Here is a 16,310-nt window from a genome sequence, read left to right on the forward strand (position 1 = left end):
CTCTGACACGCACTCAAGTCAGCAAGTCACGCAGGCTCGCCGGGACCGGAAAACGGTTACTACTACCGGTCAGGGACGATTGCCGCATGGAGATGCGGGCGGTGGTCCTGGATGGTCCGATCGAGCCGGAGGAGATGGTCGTACGACGGGTCCCGGTGCCCGAGCCCGAGGCCGGCTGGGTCCGGGTGAAGGTGGAGGCGTTCGGGCTGAACCGGTCCGAGTACCACCTGCGGGCCGGGATGGCGACGAACGCGCGGTTCCCGGTCATCCCCGGGATCGAGGCGACCGGCACGGTCGACGCGGCACCGGGCGGTGAGTTCGAGCCCGGGCAGCAGGTGGTCGCGATGATGGGCGGGATGGGACGCGAGTACGACGGTGGGTACGCCGAGTACACCGTCGTACCGGCGTCGAGCGTCATTCCAGTGCGGACCGATCTGGATTGGGCGACGCTCGGGGCGTTGCCGGAGATGCTGCAGACGGCGCACGGTTCGCTGCACACCGGGCTGGCGATCGAGCCCGGTCAATCGTTGCTCGTCCGCGGCGGTACGTCGTCGGTCGGCGTGGCTGCGGCGGTGCTCGCAAAGGAGCATGGGCTGACCGTGTTCGCCACCACCCGAAATCCCCAACGGACAAAGGTGTTGCAGGACCTCGGCGTCGATTACCCGATTGTTGATGACGGCAACGTCGCGGCAAAGGTCCGGGAAATCCTGCCGACCGGTGTGAATGCGGCCCTCGAACTCATCGGCACCAATGTGCTGCCGGACACCCTGAAAGCGACGGCCGTGCACGGGACCGCGTGTTTCACCGGGATGCTGAGCGACAACTGGACGATCCCGGACTTCTACCCGATCGGGTATCTGCCCAACGGTGTGCGGCTGGCGGCGTACGGCGGGGAGAGCAGTGACCTCCCCGCCGGCGCGTTCCAGCGCTATGTCGATCTTGTTGCTAACGGCAAGCTTCCGATCCGGATCGATCGCGTCTTCACGATGGAGCAGATCGGCGAGGCCCACCGCGTCATGCAGGACGGTGGAGCCGTCGGCAAGCTTGTCGTCCGGGTCTAAGCGGTTGCCTCCTGTAGTGACGCCGTACGACCGGCCGGGCGGGCCAGGCCGTAGTGGTCGCGGAGCGTCGTACCGGTGTAGTCGGTGCGGAACAAACCGCGCCGCTGCAGGATCGGCACGACCTCGTCGACGAACGCGGTCAGCCCGGACGGCAGCACCGCGGGCATGATGTTGAATCCGTCGGCCGCGTCCGCCTCGAACCAGTCCTGGATCGCGTCCGCCACCTGCTCCGGCGTACCGCTGAAGGTTCGATGCCCACGGCCACCACCCAGCCGGCCGATCAGCTCGCGGACGGTCAGCTTCTCCCGCCGGGCCAGCGTCACGATCAGCGTGTAGCGGCTCTTCGCGCCCTCGATCTCGTCCTCGTCCGGCAGATCGTCGGGCAACTGCTGATCGAAGGGCAGATCCTCCGGCTTCACCCGCAACGTGCGGGCCAGCTGCAGCCGCGCGTACTCGGGCCGGATCAGCTCGTCCAGCTGCTGCTCGAGCCGCAGCGCCTCCTCGACCGTCCCGCCGATGACCGGCACGATGCCCGGCAGGATCTTGATCGTGTCCGGATCCCGGCCGAGTGCCGCCGTCCGCGCCTTCAGGTCGCGATAGAAGTCCTGTGCGTCCTCCAGCGTCTGCTGCGCCGTGAAGACCGCTTCGGCGTACCGGGCGGCGAGGCCCTTACCGTCCTCCGACGAGCCCGCCTGGACGATCAGCGGGTGACCCTGCGGCGAGCGCGGCAGGTTCAGCGGCCCGCGGACCTGGAAGTGCCGGCCGACATGGTCGATCGGCACCACGCGGTCATTCAAAGCCCAGACACCGGACGACTTGTCGGCGATTGCAGCATCGTCCTGCCACGAGTCCCACAGCTTGTAGGCGACCTCGAGGAACTCGGCGGCCCGGTCGTACCGCTCGGCATGCGCCGGCTGATCTGCCAGATTGAAGTTCTTCGCCGCCTCCGGGCCGGCCGTGGTGACCACGTTCCAGCCCGCCCGTCCACCGCTGACATGGTCGACGCTGGCGAATCGCCTGGCCAGGTTGAACGGATCGTTGTACGTCGTCGACGCGGTCGCAATCAGGCCGATCCGCGACGTCGCCGCCGCGATCGCGGTGAGCAGCACGGTCGGCTCGAGCGAACCGGCCGGCCGCCGCCCGACATCACCGAACAGCACCGGCGAGTCCGCGAAGAAGATCGAGTCGAACTTCCCCCGCTCGGCGATCTGCGCCAGTGACTGGTAGTGCTGAACGGACGTGTTCGCGAACGGATCGCTCTCCGGCAGCCGCCACGACGCCTCGTGGTGTCCGGTGCTCATCAGGAACGCGTTCAAATGCAGCTGTCTGGTCACAGCGAAACCCCCAATGCCTCAAGGAGCGTCGAGCGCATCTTGGCGAATCCTGGATCGGCCGGGCTCCGTGGCGCGGCCAGTTCAACGTGCTCCTCCGCGACGATCCGCCCCTCGTCCAGCACGATCACCCGATCGGCCAGCACGATCGCCTCGTCCACGTCGTGCGTCACCAGCAGTACGGCGGGCTGATGCGCCGCGCACAGCTTCCGCAGCAACACATGCATCTTCAGCCGCGTCAGCGCGTCCAGCGCCCCGAACGGCTCGTCCGCCAGCAGCAGCTCCGGCTCGCGCACCAGCGACCGCGCCAACGCGACCCGCTGCTGCTCACCACCGGACAGCTCGTTCGGCCACGCCTTCTCGCGCCCCGCGAGCCCCACTTCCTCGAGACTCTTCCGGCCACGCTCGTCGGCGCCGGTCAAGCCGAGGACGACGTTCTCCAACACCCTTGCCCACGGCAACAACCGCGAGTCCTGGAAGACAACCGACACATTCGCCGGTACGACGAGCTCCCCGGAGCCGGCGACACCGGCGTCCAACCCTGCCAATGCCCGCAGCAGCGTGCTCTTCCCGGATCCGCTCTTCCCGAGCAGGGCGACAAACTCGCCGGGTGCGATGTCCAGGTCGACACCATCCAGTACGGCGCGTTCGTCGTACTTGCGGGTCAGTCCCCGAACCTGGACGGCGGCTGTTAAGAGTCCAGCGTGCGGCGCCATGACAAGGCCCTCCTTTGGATGAGTCGGACGAAGCCGTCGGAGAGCAGGCCGAGGACGCCGTACAGGACCAGCCCGACGATGATGATGTCGGTCTGACCGTAGGTCCGGGCCAGCTCCATCATGTAGCCGATACCGCTGGTGGCGTTGATCTGCTCGACGACGACCAGGGACAGCCAGGCGCCGGTCACGGCGAACCGCAGGCCGAGCAGGAACCCGGGCAGGGCACCTGGCAGGACCACCCGGCGGATGAAGTCCCAGCGGGACAACCCGACGGTCTGGGCGAGTTCGACGTACCGGGCGTCGATGGTGCGCAGACCGTTGTGGGTGTGGATGTAGATCGGCACGAACACGCCGAGCAGGATGGTGATGACCTTCATCGACTCGCCGATACCGAGCCAGAGGATCAGCAGCGGCAGCAGCGCCAGCGACGGGATCGCCCGCTTGATCTGAATCGGCCCGTCCAGGACCGCCTCGCCGATGCGGGACAATCCGGAGAGCAGCGCGAGTACGACGCCCAGCACGATGCCGAAGGCAAGACCGAGCAGCGCGCGCTGCGTGGACGTCCAGAGGTTCGACTGCAGCCGGCCGTCGGCGATCAGCTCACCGGCCGTGGTGACCACGGTCCACGGCGCGGAGAGCACCCGCTGGTCGATCCACCCGGTGGCGGATCCGATGCTCCAGATGACCAGCAGGAGTACCGGTCCGAGGGCGGTGCCGAACTTGATCGGCTTGCCCGGGCCGAGCCTGCGCCGTCGTACGACGGGAGTCCCGGCCACCTGCTCCCGGCGGATGCCGGGGAGTGTCGTAGCGCTCATTTCGCTCCACCTGCCTTGATGGCGTCCGCGGCGACGGTCTGGAAGCGCAGGTCGTAGAGGTCCTTCGCCTGGATCACCGGGTTGCCGGTCTCCTTGGCGAGCAGCTCAATGGTCTGCTGCTGACGCTCGATCGCGTCACTCCAGTCCGCCGGAATGTCCGGGTGACCTGCGTTGTCGACCAGCCACTGGCCGTCGGCCGCGGTCAGGCCCTGGTCCTTCACGTAGTACCCCTCGATCCACTCCTTGGGGTGCTTGTCGATCCACTCCTGGGCGACACCCCAGGCAGCGACGTACGCGCGGATGGCGGCCGCCTTGGCCGGGTCCTCCAGCGAGGACTGCAGCACGTACAGGTGACCGGCGTCATCACGCAGACCGTGGTCGATCGTGGTGGCGCCGTCCTTGCCGTACTTGGTCAGGTAGCGCTTGATCTGTACGCCGCCGATCGGCGCGACCTCGACCTGCTTGGACGCGAGCGCCTGCGAGTACACGTCACCGGTGCTGGGCAGCTCGATCAGCTTGACGTCTTCCTTGGTCAGGCCGGCCTTCTGCAGCACCTTGAGGATCAGCGCACCCTGCGCCTGGCCCGGGCTGTAGGCGATCTTCTTGCCCTTCAGGTCCTGCAGGGTCTTCACGCTCACGCCCGGGGCGATGCCGAGCTTGTAGATCGGGTGGTTGATCGGGTCCTGGCGGAACTTGGAGGCGACGATCTTCACCTTCAGCCCGGTCCAGGTCGCGTGGATCGGCGGGATCTCGGCGACCGAGCCGACGTCGAGTGCCTTGGCCCGGAACGCTTCGGTGGTCTGCGGACCGCCGCTGAGGTTGGCGAACTGGACGTACTTCGACACCTGGTCGATCTGGCCGGACAGCTTGAGCGCGACCTGAGTCTGCGGGTCACCGACGACGATCTTGGTGCCGTCCGGCACCGTCGTCGGCAGTGCGGCGTCGAGGGACAGCTTGGCGGCGCCGTTGCCACCTGCGTCCGCGGCGCCGCCGCAGCCCGCCAGGAGGGCGACGGTTGCGGTGGCGGCAGCGATTACGGCGTAGGTGCGGTTCTTAGACATGATGAGTGGCGGCTTTCGTGGGATGAGCGGTGACGTAGGTGCCGTCGTGGTAGAGGAGCGGGTCGTGCTCACGGCGTTCGCCGTGGGTGGCCAGCCGGGCGACGACCAGGTAGTGGTCGCCGACGGCGAACCGGTGCTCGACCTGGGCCCGGAGGAAGCTCGGGGCCTCGTCGAGGACGGGCTCGCCGGAGCGGAGCCGGGACCACCGGGTCGGCTCGGCGAACCGATTGATCCCGCTGGTGGCGAACCGGCCGGCGATCGCCTGCTGGTCGGCGGACAGGAAGTTGATCACCAGGCTGTCCGCCTTGGCGACGGTCGGCCAGCTGGACGCGGACGTGGCGATCGCGAACGACACCAGCGGCGGCAGCAGGCTGACCGAGACCAGGGAGGTCGCGGTGAACCCGACCGGACCGTGGCCGGCGTCCGCGGTGATCACCACCACTCCGGCGGCGTGCCGGCGGAACACCGAGCGGTAGACGTCGGCGTCGACGGTCCGCTCCTCCAGATGGTCGGGAACGACGGACAGGGACGGGCGGTCGGACGGGTTGATCGCATGGACTGACATGTCTCTCCCTCGGAACGGGGGCAGGGACGACCGGCAGCGGGCAGCAGGAAGCACCACAACCGGGCGGGGTGTGGGAGGCGGTTCAGAGAGCCTCGTACGGCGGAACGTCCGCCGGGGCAACGCGGAAGCGGCAGAGCCTTCAGCGAAAGACCGCAGCCTTCAGCGAAGGATTGCAGCCGTCAGCAACAGATCCGCGGCCGTCAGCGACAGGTCGCGCTCGCCGTCCGCAGGAGATCGATGACGCGACGGCGGGTGAGCAAAGTCGTCGTCATGTCAACGACTCTCTCATCAATGTCGACCCAATAACTAGACAATCTCGACATCTGGGACACCTGTCCGCAAATGCCCACCAGCTGAAACGACACGCCCCGGCTTGCCGGGCTGCCAGCGCGCGTACGGCCTCACCTTGAGCACGCACCAACCACTTTGCTCGGCGAATGATGGTCGATCCGTGCTCAAGGTCGACGTTCAGTTCGCCACGAGGTGCCCTCACATACTTGGGCGGGCGTGCGTTCTACTGGCGTGATGGCTCGGGAGAAGGTTCTGTTGCCGCCGTTCCAGGCGCTGGTCGACGCGCACTGGCGGGACGTGGCACGGCTGGCGCGTGCGCTGGCCGGGCCGGTCGACGGCGACGACGTGGCTCAGCGTGCCTGGGAGAAGGCGTTCACCGCCTATCCCGGGCTGACCTCGGCGAAGAACCTCCGCAGCTGGCTCCTCACCATCACCGCCCACTGTGCGACCGACATCCATCGGGCCCGCAAACCACAACGCCCGCTCGACGACGCCCCGCCGATCGCCGTCGACGGCCCCGAAGCCGCGGACTGGCCCGACCCGGACCTCTGGCAGGCCGTGAACGCGCTGCCCGAACGCCAGCGCTTCGCCGTCACGCTCAAGTACGTCGGCGACCTGGACCACCACGGCGTGGCCGCCGCCCTGGACACCACGCCCGCCGCCTCGCGCCGGCTCGTCAGCGACGCGCTCGCGACGTTGCGCACGAAACTCGGAGTAGAAGATGACTGATCTCGAGAGCCGGCTGACCCGGCTCACCACACCTGGCCTCAAGCCACCGACGTTCCCGGACGCCGACGTCGCCTACACCCTGCACGACACGCCCATCGGCACGCTGCTGCTCGCCGTCGCTCAAGGTCGAGTGGTCGCCAGTTCGTTCGGCGACGAGGAGACCATGACGACTCGCCTCGCCCGGGCCGTGTCCCCACGCGTCCTCCGGCAGCCCGCCGCACTGGACGACGTACGACGGCAACTGGACGAATATCTCGCTGGTCGCCGTCACGAATTCGACCTGGAGGTGGATCTCGCCCTGGCGACGCCGTTTCAGCGGATCGTGCTCAGCGATCTGCCGGTCCACACCAGCTACGGCCACACCACGACGTACGGGCGACTGGCCGGTGAGATCCACAAACCTCGCGCGGCCCGGGCGGTCGGTACGGCGCTGGGCGCGAACCCGGTGTGCGTCGTACTGCCCTGTCACCGGGTGATCGGCTCGAGCGGAGCGTTGACCGGATACGCCGGTGGGCTGGACGCGAAGCGGTTCCTGCTGAATCTTGAATCGAAAAGCTGACGTTTCCCGCCGCTTGCTGAATGGATTTACACTAAAAGAACAAAGGAGCAGATCCCCAGTGTGGAGTGGGGATCTGCTTCTTGTTTTCCCTGCCCTGTAAGGGATCCCGGCCGGTCAGGAATTTTCCGGTAATACGTTTGAGAAGGTTTCTGACGCGTCAGTTAATTTCCCGGCTGGTGGATCTCGAGGATGAGCCGGCGACGGCCGCCCCATTCACGTTTGTAGACCTTGTAGTCCTCGATTCCGGCGGCGGCGCAGAGCCGGCCGTAGCTGATCTCGTCGTGGATGAAGTGCACGCTGCTGGTGCCGAAGTGCTCGGTGGTGACGATCCGGTGCTCCGGCCCCTGCCGCATCCCGTTGGCGATCTCGGCCGCGGTCGCCGGACCCCAGACCGGACCTTCGATGATCGCCATGCCGCCCGGCTTCAGCACCCGGGAGATCTCGCAGATGGTGGAGATCTGCTCGTCCTCGGCGAACAGTTCGTGGAACGCGGTCCACAGGCAGATCACTGCGTCGAACGAGTCCCACTTGTACGGCAGGTCCGTCATCGAGCCGACCGCCCACTCGATCGACAGCTCTTCCTCGGCTGCCTTCGCCTGGCCGGCCTCGATCAGGTTCGGCGAGATGTCCAGCGCGTGGACCACCTTCCCGGATCGGGCCAGCGGCAGCGCGATCCGGCCGTACCCGCAGCACAGGTCGAGCACTGTCTCGCGCCCCACCAGGAGCTCCTCGACGGCCTTGATGGTCGCCGCGTCCCGCTCGGGCGTCGTACGCGCGGCCAGACCGTCGGCCCCGAGTTCCGCATACTCGGCCCGGCTGCGCAGTGCGGAGTTCAGCATGGGCGCAAGTATCTCGGCCCGTGCGGGTCAGTGCCAGTCGTCAGCCCGGCGCCGCACCCCGCCCACGGTCATTTGATGGGTTCACCCATCAGTTTGTGGGTTCGCCGCCGGCATGCGGGCGGGGAACCCGCCATTTGGCTGGTGGACCCATCAAACGGGCTGGGCCGGGGTGGGGCGGCGTACTCGGCCGAGGAGGATGGCGGCGAGCATGGAGATGACGATGGAGGTGTACGTGGCGCCGAGCCAGCCGGGGACGGGCTGGTGGTTGAAGATGCGCTGCTGGAGGTCGAGCCAGAACGGGGACCAGCCTTCGACCGTGCCGGGGTTCACCAGTTGGTAGGCGACGAAGCCGATCAGCCAGGCGACGGCCGGCTGCCAGCGGAAGCGCGCCGTACCGGAGACGTCCCAGTTCCGCTTGCTGACCACGAAGAAGTCGGCGATCGCGACCGCGAACAGCGGGACGAAGACCGAGCCGATCAGGTAGAGGAACTGCGTGTAGTTGCCCAGGTCAACCAACAGCGCGAGTCCGGTGGCGAGCACGCCGATGCCGACCGAGATCCAGCGCCGGTCGACGTGACCGATCAGGTTGTGCGCGGCCATCGTGGTCGAGTAGACGTTCGCGTACGCCTCGTCGACCTCGTCCACCAGCAGGACGAACAACGCGATCGCACCGGCCGGCAAGGTGACGAGCGCGGTGATCACGTCCGTGCTGTTGGTCTGCAACGTCGCCACCGCGAAGACGCCGAGTGCGTAGTACACGATCGCGGCGATCCCATAACCGAGAGCCGACCCGGCGAAGGCGGCCTTGTTCGTGCGTGAGTGCCGGGTGTAGTCGGCGGCCAGCGGCGCGAACGACACCACACCGGCGGCAGCAAGATCGACGGCCGGCCAGAAGCCGAAGACACCGTCCTGCGGAAGGTCGTGGACCGGCTTGCTGAGGACCTGCACGAAGAGGTACACGGACGCGATCAGCACCAGCCAGACCATGAACTTGCGCAGCAGCTTCACACTGCCGAGCGGCCGGACCGCCATCGTCGTCGCGATCAGCCCGGCCAGTACGACGAACAACCAGCGCCAGCGCTCACTCGTCACCGCGACCGCGGCCTGCGAGATGACGATGATCTCCATCGTCGCCCAGCCGATGTTTTGCGCGATGTTCAGTACGGTCGGCGCCATCGAGCCGCGGCGGCCGAACAGACCGCGCAGACTGGCCATCGCGGGCGCACCCGTCTGCGAACCGAACACGGCTGAGCCGCCGAGCACCAGCGCACCGATCCCGCAGCCGACCACGACCGCGAGCAGACCTTGCGCGAGCGAACCCGTATACGCCGCGACCAGCGCACCAGTCACCGGGCCGAACAGCGAGATACCGAGGTTCCCCCAGAGGGTGAACTGGTCCAGGAAGCCGAGAGTCCGTGGAGCGTCCGTGGTCAGGACGAGCGGCGCCTCGGTGTTGCTGGCAGGACGAACAGCAGTACTGGTCATGGTGACCCGCTCCCTACGCCGGCATTACCCGGTCAGGTTCAGGCGGTCGGCGACCCTCGCGTCGCCCTCTCAGCCCGCGCTTGGTGCGAGCTCCCGCAGAGGTTTGTTACCGCGTCAACGATAGCGCTTCACTGCGGACTCGGCGCGGCGGCTGCTCGCTGGATGAGAGCGGCGAGTTCTGGGCCGTTGGTCAGCGGTGGCATGTGTGAGCCGGTGTCGAAGGTCCGTGCCTCACCGTGAGCCAGCTCGGCCAGTCGCTCTGTCCACTCGGCGGGTGACAGCTGGTCATGCCTGCAGCGGACGATCACCACCGGTGCCTTCACCCGACTGATCACAGCGGCCAGGTCGTGCTTCCTGGCTGCCTCCGCCGCCCGGGCAATGGCCGAGAACCCTGTACGCGCGTATTGCGGAGTAACCAACGGGATCAGGCGTGGTGACTCCGGCAGCGCCGATCCGAGCCAGCGGGCCGTCAGGTCGAGCCAGCTCGCGGCGTGGATGTCTCCGGTCGGTCCCGCGAGTACAAGAGCGTGGACGAGCTCAGGGTAAGCAACAGCCGTCTCCACCACGATCTGGCAGCTGGCCGAGTGCCCGACCAGTACCGACCGCTCCCGGATCTTCTCGGCCAGCGCCGCACCGAGGGCCTGCGGATGCAGGTCCTCACGCGACCCGGCCGGCTCGCCGTACCCGGGCAGCGTCATCACTTGGTACGGCGTCGTCAGGTGCTCGACGGTTGGCGCGTACGACTCCCGACCGAGGCCGAGGCCCGGGACCAGGACGACCGGCGTACTCACTCCCAGGGTGGCCTGGCCGGAGCGGCCTGGACGACGGCGTTGGGGACATCGGGCTTGAGCTCGCGGTAGCCGAGGAACAGGCCGACAGCGAGGATCAGGAGGCCGATGCCGCCCCAGCCGTAGGCGGTGGGCAGTCGGTCGATCGATTCGTCGACGGCGCCCATGCCGGTGGACAAGACCATCACGAACCAGACGAGGATCGGGACCAGCGAGACACCGACCAGGAGGAGTCCGCCGAGCTCGGCGGATTCCGGCTGGCGGCCGGCCTTGCGACGGGACAGCACGTCGCGGGTCCACATGCCGATGGCGGCGGCGCCGACCAGCAGGAGCAGCAGCTGGCCGATGGTGTCGATGACATCGGTGCGCAGGGGGTGGTTGAGCGGCGAGCCTGGGGCCTGCGAGATCTCGCGGAGGGCGACACGCTGGACCGACACGACCAGCAAGCCGTAGACGGCCGCGATGATCGTGGCGAGGAGCAGGACGCGGGCGGCTCGGGGGTCGCGGGATGGGGTTTCACGACCGTACGTCGGGATCTGGTGCTGCTGCGGGTGCACGGGGGCGCCGTACGGGTGGCCGGGGCGGTAGACGGGCGGCTGCGTGTACGTCGGCGCACCGGGCTGTGCAGGCTGGCCGTAGATCGGCTGGCCGGGCTGCGTTGCTTGGCCAGGCCGAGTTTGCGGGGGAGCGCCGTACTGGGGTGTGTTGTAGGCACCAGGCTGGGGCTGAGCGTAGTGACCCGACTGTTGCTCTCCGTGGGGGCCGGTGCCGTAGGTGCCACCGCCGTACGGCGAAGGTGGCGCGTAGTGGTGCTCCTCGGCGGGCTGCTCGGCGGGCTCTTCGCCGCGGCCGTAGGTCGGGAAATCCTGTGACGACATCGCTGCTCCCTCCCGTCGGACTCAGCTTCTCACGGACAGCTCAGGTTGCCTTGATCGTGGGCCAGGCGTTCGGGAGGCAACCACCGAGGCCTTTGGTCTGTTGCATCATGACCGGCGCGGGGGTCTTCGCCTTGGAGCAGGTGGAGTGGCCGTGCCCGAGCGCGTGCCCGACCTCGTGGTTGACCAGGTACGCGCGGTACAGGGCGACGTCGCCCGCGTAGGCCGGGACGGCGTACGTCCAGCGCTTGGCGTTCAGTACGACGCGGTCCTCGACCCGGCAGGACACCTCACCGCCGGTGTCGAGCGGCAGACACAGCTTGTCGGTCAGGGTCGGGGTGGCGAGGATGATCCGCAGGTCGGCGTCTACCTTGTCGGTCCGCTCGAAGCTGACCGGATGCATCGCCTGCCAGCCGCGCGGGTCCGTCAGCGTCTTGTGGATGGCCGCCGCGACCGCGGCACCGTTGACCGACAGCCCCTGCTCGATCTCGACCCGGTAGGTCAGCTTGTCCCGAACGCCACTCGCCTTGTTGAACCCCGGTACCACGGCCAGCTTGCCGGTGGAGACGGTGACATTCGGCTTCGACCCCTTCGGCTGCCGGGTCAGAGTCGGTGCCGGACGCAACGGCTGGGTGAACTTCTGCGTCGGCGTCGGAACCGGCGTCGGTGTGACCACCGGCACTTCCACCGTCGGCAACTCAGCGCCGGCCACTACCTCGGCCGCAAGACTCCGCCGGTCCATCGCATCCGGATGCGCCACCATCACAGTCCCCAGCACAGCCAACGCCGTCACCGAAAACCACTGCGCCTTGTACGACATCTTCCGGCTGTGCCGCCCACCCTGCGACTTCCGCGCAGCCGCAACCGGCCGCTGGCCAGTCCGACGGGTGGTCATGTCGCTTCACCCTACAGACCCCAACCCACTACCTGAAAGAGCAGTCTTCGATCAGGCGATTCTGGCGGCCGGGTCTGGTCCGATAGCGGGTTATGCGACGGCCCTTTGTTTGGGGCTAGCGGTGAAACAACCCGCCATCGAGTCGGGTGGATGGGGGCTCCGCCCGGGATGTGGCCGGTTTTGTCCGGATGGCGGGATTCTCGCGCCGGAACCGGGCGATCGCCTCTGGTTGGGACAAGAAGTGGAGAGCTCGGACATCTGACCAGGTGTTCACGGTCCCGGTTTGGTGGTCGAGGTTCCGGCGCCTGCCGCAATCTGCCCGGATGTCGGACCACCAGTTGCCTAGGGCAACTAAATCCGGCGCCTGCCGGACGAAGCTTCCGCGGGACAGCCAAGCCGGCCCGGCAGTCCGGCGACTCCACCCCACCAGCCCCAACACGACCCAGCCACAGCGAACCCCAATCAGCCCAGGCTCCGGGCGTAGCACGCGTGGGGGATCAGGCTGTGCGGGTGCGGAGGAATTTGCCGAAGTGGGGGACGGTGAAGGCTACGGTGCCGCGTTCGGCGGAGAAGACCAGGCCCTTCTTGATCAGGCCGTCGCGGGCGGGGGAGAGGGATTGGGGTTTGCGGTTGAGGGTGCTGGCGACTTCGGCGGTGGGGACGGAGCCATCGTCGACGCCGATGCCTAGTTCGGCCATGGCGCGCATGTATTCGCGTTCGGCCGGGGTGGCGCGCTCGTACCGGGAGCCGAAGAAGCCGACGGTGAGTTCGGCGGATGCTTCGGGGGCGGCGACGGCGACGTCCGTGATGGTGATCGGTGAGGTCGGGGCGTGGTCCCAGGTGGCGTGGGCGAAGGCCTGGACGAAGTACGGGTAGCCGTCGGTCTGCGCATACAGCTCGTCCAGCGCCTCGTCGTCGTACTGGACTCCTTCGCTCTCGGCGGGGACCATCAGCGCCCGGTCGCACGCGTCCCGGGCCAGGCGGTCGACGCGGATGTAGCGGAAGAGGCGCTCGGAGTAGGACTTGCTGGCCGAGAGTACGGCGGGCAGATGCGGCAAGCCGGCCCCGACGACGACCAGTGGTGCGCTCTGCTGCGAGATCTCATGGCACGCGGCGCACAACGCGGAGAGGTCGTCGGCGCTGATGTCCTGCATCTCGTCGATGAACAGCCCGACGCCGACGGACAGGTCGCCCGCGAGATCGGCCGCGTCGGTGAACAGCTCGATCAGGTCCATCTCCAGATCACCGGAGTCGGCCCGGCCCTTCGCCGCGGCCACATCGACCGGCGGGTGCCAGCGGATGCCTTTCCGGTCGTTCGCCGCGGTCCGCAGCGCGAACGCCTTCAGCACCGAACTGAACTCGTCAACCTTCTCGTCGTCCCGGTGCCGGTGTCCCAGCTCGCGCATCGCCGTGTGCAGCGCCTGCGCGATCGGCAACCGGATGCTCTGGTCCGGCCGTGCCTCGATCTTCCCGGTGCCCCAGGCCCGCTTGATCGCCTGGCTCCGCAAGGTGTTCAGCAACACCGTCTTACCCACACCCCGGAGCCCGCTCAGCACCAGGCTCCGTTCCGGTCTGCCTGCCGCGACACGTTCGAGAACCACCTCGAACTGCCGCACCTCGATGTCGCGTCCGGCCAGCTCAGGCGGCCGCTGACCGGCGCCGGGCGCGTAGGGATTCCGGATCGGATCCATGCTTTCACTGTATGAGCGCATCTAGCGTTTTCCTTAGATTTCGCTAGCCACCCCGAGAGCGTGTCGCGACCACTGTCTACAGCTTTCTAGTTTTTTTCCTAGATTTTGGTAGACGAGTCGAGACACCATCCGGCCCGGCGGCGCACTATCGTCCAACCATGGTTGGGCGGGTGGAGTGGGCTCGGCAGGCGGGGGCCCTGTACGAGCGGGTGCATCAGCAGTACGTCGGGGGTGCGCGGAAGCTGGAGGCGCTGATCAACGAGTTGATCGGCGAGGAGGAAGGCATCAATTACCTGAGTGCGACCGCGAGGGCGAAGGATCCCGAGTCCTTTCTGGCCAAGGCGGCCAAACCCAACCCGGACGATCCGGCCCGGCCGAAGTACGACGACCCGCTGAACCAGATCACCGACCTGGTGGCGGCCCGGGTGATCACGTTCCTGGTCGAGGCGGTGGACCGGGTGTGTGAGGTGATCGAGGCCGAGTTCGAGATCGTCGAGCACACCGACATGGGCGCGCACACCCGGGCGCAGGGCGTGTTCGGGTACGCGAGCAAGCACTACCTGGTCCGGCTCAACGCGCATCGCCGGGAGCTGCCGGAGTACGCCGTACTGAAGAATCTGGTGATGGAGATTCAGGTGCGTACGGCGGTTCAGCACGCGTGGGCCGAGTTCGAGCACGACATCCGGTACAAGCTGGACATCCCGGCGGACCGCAAGGCCGAGTTCGACCGGCGGTTCCTGCTGGCGGCGGCGTTGATGGAGCTGGCCGACAACGAGTTCACCGAGATCGACCGGCTCTACCGCGAGCTGGCGGCGTCCGAATCGGACAAGGCGCCGCGCGACCTCACCACCGCGACACTGACGACGTACCTGACCCGGCGCTACCCGGACGCGCCGCACGCGAAGACGAACCACTACGCCTGGATCCTCAGCGTCCTCGCCCAGCTCGGCGTCACGACCGAGGAGCAGCTGACCGACCTGCTCACCGGCATCGACAGCGCCGCGGTCCAGTCGGCGATGACCCACCGCTTCCCAGCCGGAACCGTACGACGCCTCGACGACGACCTGCTGGCCGCGAAGGGATCGGCGTACGTCGACCTGTTCCCCGACGAGGAGCGCCGCCAGAAGATCCTCCGCGGCCGCCTCAAAGCCCTCGCCCGCGCCGGCATCACCGAGTCTTGACGAGATCCTCTGCGACCGAAGCAGCAGTACGACGTGCCCACGCGCCGGTGGTGATCAGGCCGAGCACGAGCACCAGCAAGCCGCAGCCGGCGATGATGAACCAGCACAAGCGGGCGGCGTCGACGAAGCCGGTCTCGAGTGCGCCGGTGAGTCGCGCAGTGAGGACAGTGCCGGCAATCGCGACACCGAGGGATGCACCGACTTGGCGACTGGTCGACGCGATCGCGGCCGCGACGCCGGCCTGTGACCGCGGCATCCCGGACACCGCGGCGTTCGTGATCGGCGCGTTCAGCATCCCGAAGCCGAGGCCGAAGAGCAGGTAACCGCCGAGCAGCTCCACGGTCGAGGTCGACAGGCTCAGCCGCGACAACACCAGCCCGGACACCGTAAGCATGCCCCCGGCAACCACCAGCGGCAGCCGCGGCCCGCGATGCCCAACCAGCCAGCCCGACACCGGCGCGAACACCACCGTCATCGCCGCCATCGGCAACGTCAGCAACCCGGCATGGAACGCCGAGAATCCGCGCGCCGACTGTAAATACAGGGAATTCAGGAACAGGAACCCCGACAGCGCCGCGAATCCGGCGACCGCGATCAGCGTCGCTCCCGAGAACGGCGCACTCCGGAAGAACCGCGGCTCCAGCAACGGCTCCACCCGCCGCCGCTCGTAGAGCACGAGCCCAATCAAAGCAACGACGGTCAGGACGAAACACCCGATGATCAGCGGCGATCCCCAGCCCGCCCGCTGTCCCTCGATGATCCCGTACGTGAGTCCGCCGAGCAGCAGCACGACCAGCACCTGCCCGACCGGATCGATCCGCCGCGGCACCGCGGCCCGTGACTCCGGCACGAAGAGAGCAGTCAGCACCAGAGCGGCCAGCGCGACCGGCACGTTGATCCAGAAGATGTACTGCCAGCCAGCCGAGTCCACCAGCGCCCCACCGACTACAGGCCCGACGGACATGCTCAGCCCGACCACGCCACCCCAGACCCCGATCGCCTGCGCTCGCTCCCGCGGATCGGTGAAGGTGTTCGTGATGATCGACATCGCCACCGGATTGAGCATCGACCCACCGACCGCCTGCAGCATCCGGAACGCGATCAGCAGGTCTGCCGACGTCGCGAACCCGCACAACAGCGAGCCGACGCCGAAGAGCACCAGCCCGAGCTGAAAGGTACGCCGCCGCCCAACCCGGTCGGCGGTCGAGCCGGACACCATCAGCAGGCTCGCCAGCACCAGCGTGTAGGCGTCGATGGTCCACTGCAGTTTGGAGACGTCCGCGTTCAGGTCGGACCGGATGGCCGGTAGCGCGAGGTTCACGATGGTGGCGTCCAGCCCGACGATGAACAGGCTGAGACAGCAGATCCCGAGTACCAGCAACCGTCGACCGCGACTCAACTCAGGCACCGGACTCCTCTCGTTGAACA

General features: G+C 67.7%; 16 protein-coding genes and 1 riboswitch. Of the genes, 4 read left to right on the forward strand and 12 right to left on the reverse strand.

All coding sequences use genetic code 11. The features are described from left to right. Positions 1-86: 86 nt before the first annotated feature. The gene (locus EV646_RS20230; protein ID WP_199237088.1) at positions 87-1,061 is read left to right on the forward strand and encodes an alcohol dehydrogenase catalytic domain-containing protein; all 975 of its coding nucleotides are present in this window, start codon (positions 87-89) and stop codon (positions 1,059-1,061) included. Here EV646_RS20230 and EV646_RS20235 read toward each other — a convergent pair. Genes EV646_RS20235 through EV646_RS20255 form a run of 5 tightly spaced genes read right to left on the reverse strand, consistent with a single transcriptional unit; the run spans position 1,058 to position 5,549 of the window. Beyond that, positions 1,058-2,395: an LLM class flavin-dependent oxidoreductase gene (locus EV646_RS20235; protein WP_241996201.1), complete on the reverse strand. Its 1,338-nt coding sequence runs from the start codon at positions 2,393-2,395 to the stop codon at positions 1,058-1,060. The genes EV646_RS20230 and EV646_RS20235 overlap by 4 nt on opposite strands. After that, on the reverse strand, positions 2,392-3,108 hold the full coding sequence (locus EV646_RS20240) for an ABC transporter ATP-binding protein (RefSeq protein ID WP_132150833.1): 717 nt from the start codon (positions 3,106-3,108) through the stop codon (positions 2,392-2,394). Before EV646_RS20240 ends, EV646_RS20235 begins: the two co-directional genes overlap by 4 nt. Beyond that, positions 3,084-3,923 (reverse strand): ABC transporter permease, encoded by an 840-nt coding sequence (locus EV646_RS20245; RefSeq protein ID WP_132150835.1) that lies wholly within the window; start codon positions 3,921-3,923, stop codon positions 3,084-3,086. The genes EV646_RS20240 and EV646_RS20245 overlap by 25 nt, the downstream gene beginning before the upstream one ends. Further along, on the reverse strand, positions 3,920-4,984 hold the full coding sequence (locus EV646_RS20250; RefSeq protein WP_132150837.1) for an ABC transporter substrate-binding protein: 1,065 nt from the start codon (positions 4,982-4,984) through the stop codon (positions 3,920-3,922). The genes EV646_RS20245 and EV646_RS20250 overlap by 4 nt, the downstream gene beginning before the upstream one ends. Further along, complete coding sequence (locus EV646_RS20255) at positions 4,977-5,549, reverse strand: flavin reductase family protein (protein WP_132150839.1); 573 nt, start codon at positions 5,547-5,549, stop codon at positions 4,977-4,979. The genes EV646_RS20250 and EV646_RS20255 overlap by 8 nt, the downstream gene beginning before the upstream one ends. 525 nt (positions 5,550-6,074) lie before the next feature. Between EV646_RS20255 and EV646_RS20260 the strand changes: the two genes are divergently transcribed. Further along, the gene (locus tag EV646_RS20260; protein ID WP_132150841.1) at positions 6,075-6,569 is read left to right on the forward strand and encodes an RNA polymerase sigma factor; all 495 of its coding nucleotides are present in this window, start codon (positions 6,075-6,077) and stop codon (positions 6,567-6,569) included. Next, a complete protein-coding gene (locus EV646_RS20265; RefSeq protein WP_132150843.1) occupies positions 6,562-7,128 on the forward strand; it encodes a methylated-DNA--[protein]-cysteine S-methyltransferase in 567 nt (188 codons plus the stop codon). The genes EV646_RS20260 and EV646_RS20265 overlap by 8 nt, the downstream gene beginning before the upstream one ends. A 161-nt stretch (positions 7,129-7,289) precedes the next feature. Here EV646_RS20265 and EV646_RS20270 read toward each other — a convergent pair whose 3' ends face one another. The 6 genes from EV646_RS20270 to EV646_RS20295 form a co-directional block, all read right to left on the reverse strand. Further along, positions 7,290-7,967, reverse strand: a complete 678-nt coding sequence (locus tag EV646_RS20270; protein WP_132150845.1) for a class I SAM-dependent methyltransferase — start codon at positions 7,965-7,967, stop codon at positions 7,290-7,292. A 150-nt stretch (positions 7,968-8,117) separates the two neighbouring features. Continuing rightward, on the reverse strand, positions 8,118-9,452 hold the full coding sequence (locus EV646_RS20275) for a purine-cytosine permease family protein (protein ID WP_132150847.1): 1,335 nt from the start codon (positions 9,450-9,452) through the stop codon (positions 8,118-8,120). Continuing rightward, positions 9,446-9,559, reverse strand: a riboswitch (TPP riboswitch). Its footprint overlaps the gene before it by 7 nt. A gap of 21 nt (positions 9,560-9,580) precedes the next feature. After that, a complete protein-coding gene (locus EV646_RS20280) occupies positions 9,581-10,243 on the reverse strand; it encodes an alpha/beta fold hydrolase (RefSeq protein WP_132150849.1) in 663 nt (220 codons plus the stop codon). Further along, positions 10,240-11,118: a hypothetical protein gene (locus EV646_RS20285; RefSeq protein ID WP_132150851.1), complete on the reverse strand. Its 879-nt coding sequence runs from the start codon at positions 11,116-11,118 to the stop codon at positions 10,240-10,242. The genes EV646_RS20280 and EV646_RS20285 overlap by 4 nt, the downstream gene beginning before the upstream one ends. Positions 11,119-11,158: 40 nt before the next feature. Then, on the reverse strand, positions 11,159-12,010 hold the full coding sequence (locus EV646_RS20290; protein ID WP_132150853.1) for a DUF3152 domain-containing protein: 852 nt from the start codon (positions 12,008-12,010) through the stop codon (positions 11,159-11,161). Positions 12,011-12,507: 497 nt separating this feature from the next. Continuing rightward, on the reverse strand, positions 12,508-13,701 hold the full coding sequence (locus EV646_RS20295) for an ATP-binding protein (RefSeq protein ID WP_132150855.1): 1,194 nt from the start codon (positions 13,699-13,701) through the stop codon (positions 12,508-12,510). A 158-nt stretch (positions 13,702-13,859) separates the two neighbouring features. Between EV646_RS20295 and EV646_RS20300 the strand changes: the two genes are divergently transcribed. Next, positions 13,860-14,882: a GTP pyrophosphokinase gene (locus tag EV646_RS20300; RefSeq protein WP_132150856.1), complete on the forward strand. Its 1,023-nt coding sequence runs from the start codon at positions 13,860-13,862 to the stop codon at positions 14,880-14,882. On the opposite strand, the gene EV646_RS20305 is transcribed toward EV646_RS20300, so the two are convergent. Continuing rightward, positions 14,869-16,290, reverse strand: a complete 1,422-nt coding sequence (locus tag EV646_RS20305) for an MFS transporter (protein ID WP_132150858.1) — start codon at positions 16,288-16,290, stop codon at positions 14,869-14,871. The two genes, EV646_RS20300 and EV646_RS20305, sit on opposite strands and share 14 nt — an antisense overlap. Positions 16,291-16,310: the final 20 nt, after the last annotated feature.

This window comes from Kribbella antiqua (genome assembly GCF_004345665.1).
GTDB classification, from domain to species: domain Bacteria; phylum Actinomycetota; class Actinomycetes; order Propionibacteriales; family Kribbellaceae; genus Kribbella; species Kribbella antiqua.

Coding starts and splice junctions, on each gene's coding strand:
- EV646_RS20230 (WP_199237088.1), top strand. CDS start 87: ATGGAGATGCGGGCGGTGGTCCTGGATGGTCCGATCGAGCCGGAGGAG.
- EV646_RS20240 (WP_132150833.1), bottom strand. CDS start 3,108: ATGGCGCCGCACGCTGGACTCTTAACAGCCGCCGTCCAGGTTCGGGGA.
- EV646_RS20245 (WP_132150835.1), bottom strand. CDS start 3,923: ATGAGCGCTACGACACTCCCCGGCATCCGCCGGGAGCAGGTGGCCGGG.
- EV646_RS20250 (WP_132150837.1), bottom strand. CDS start 4,984: ATGTCTAAGAACCGCACCTACGCCGTAATCGCTGCCGCCACCGCAACC.
- EV646_RS20255 (WP_132150839.1), bottom strand. CDS start 5,549: ATGTCAGTCCATGCGATCAACCCGTCCGACCGCCCGTCCCTGTCCGTC.
- EV646_RS20260 (WP_132150841.1), top strand. CDS start 6,075: ATGGCTCGGGAGAAGGTTCTGTTGCCGCCGTTCCAGGCGCTGGTCGAC.
- EV646_RS20265 (WP_132150843.1), top strand. CDS start 6,562: ATGACTGATCTCGAGAGCCGGCTGACCCGGCTCACCACACCTGGCCTC.
- EV646_RS20270 (WP_132150845.1), bottom strand. CDS start 7,967: ATGCTGAACTCCGCACTGCGCAGCCGGGCCGAGTATGCGGAACTCGGG.
- EV646_RS20275 (WP_132150847.1), bottom strand. CDS start 9,452: ATGACCAGTACTGCTGTTCGTCCTGCCAGCAACACCGAGGCGCCGCTC.
- EV646_RS20285 (WP_132150851.1), bottom strand. CDS start 11,118: ATGTCGTCACAGGATTTCCCGACCTACGGCCGCGGCGAAGAGCCCGCC.
- EV646_RS20290 (WP_132150853.1), bottom strand. CDS start 12,010: ATGACCACCCGTCGGACTGGCCAGCGGCCGGTTGCGGCTGCGCGGAAG.
- EV646_RS20295 (WP_132150855.1), bottom strand. CDS start 13,701: ATGGATCCGATCCGGAATCCCTACGCGCCCGGCGCCGGTCAGCGGCCG.
- EV646_RS20300 (WP_132150856.1), top strand. CDS start 13,860: ATGGTTGGGCGGGTGGAGTGGGCTCGGCAGGCGGGGGCCCTGTACGAG.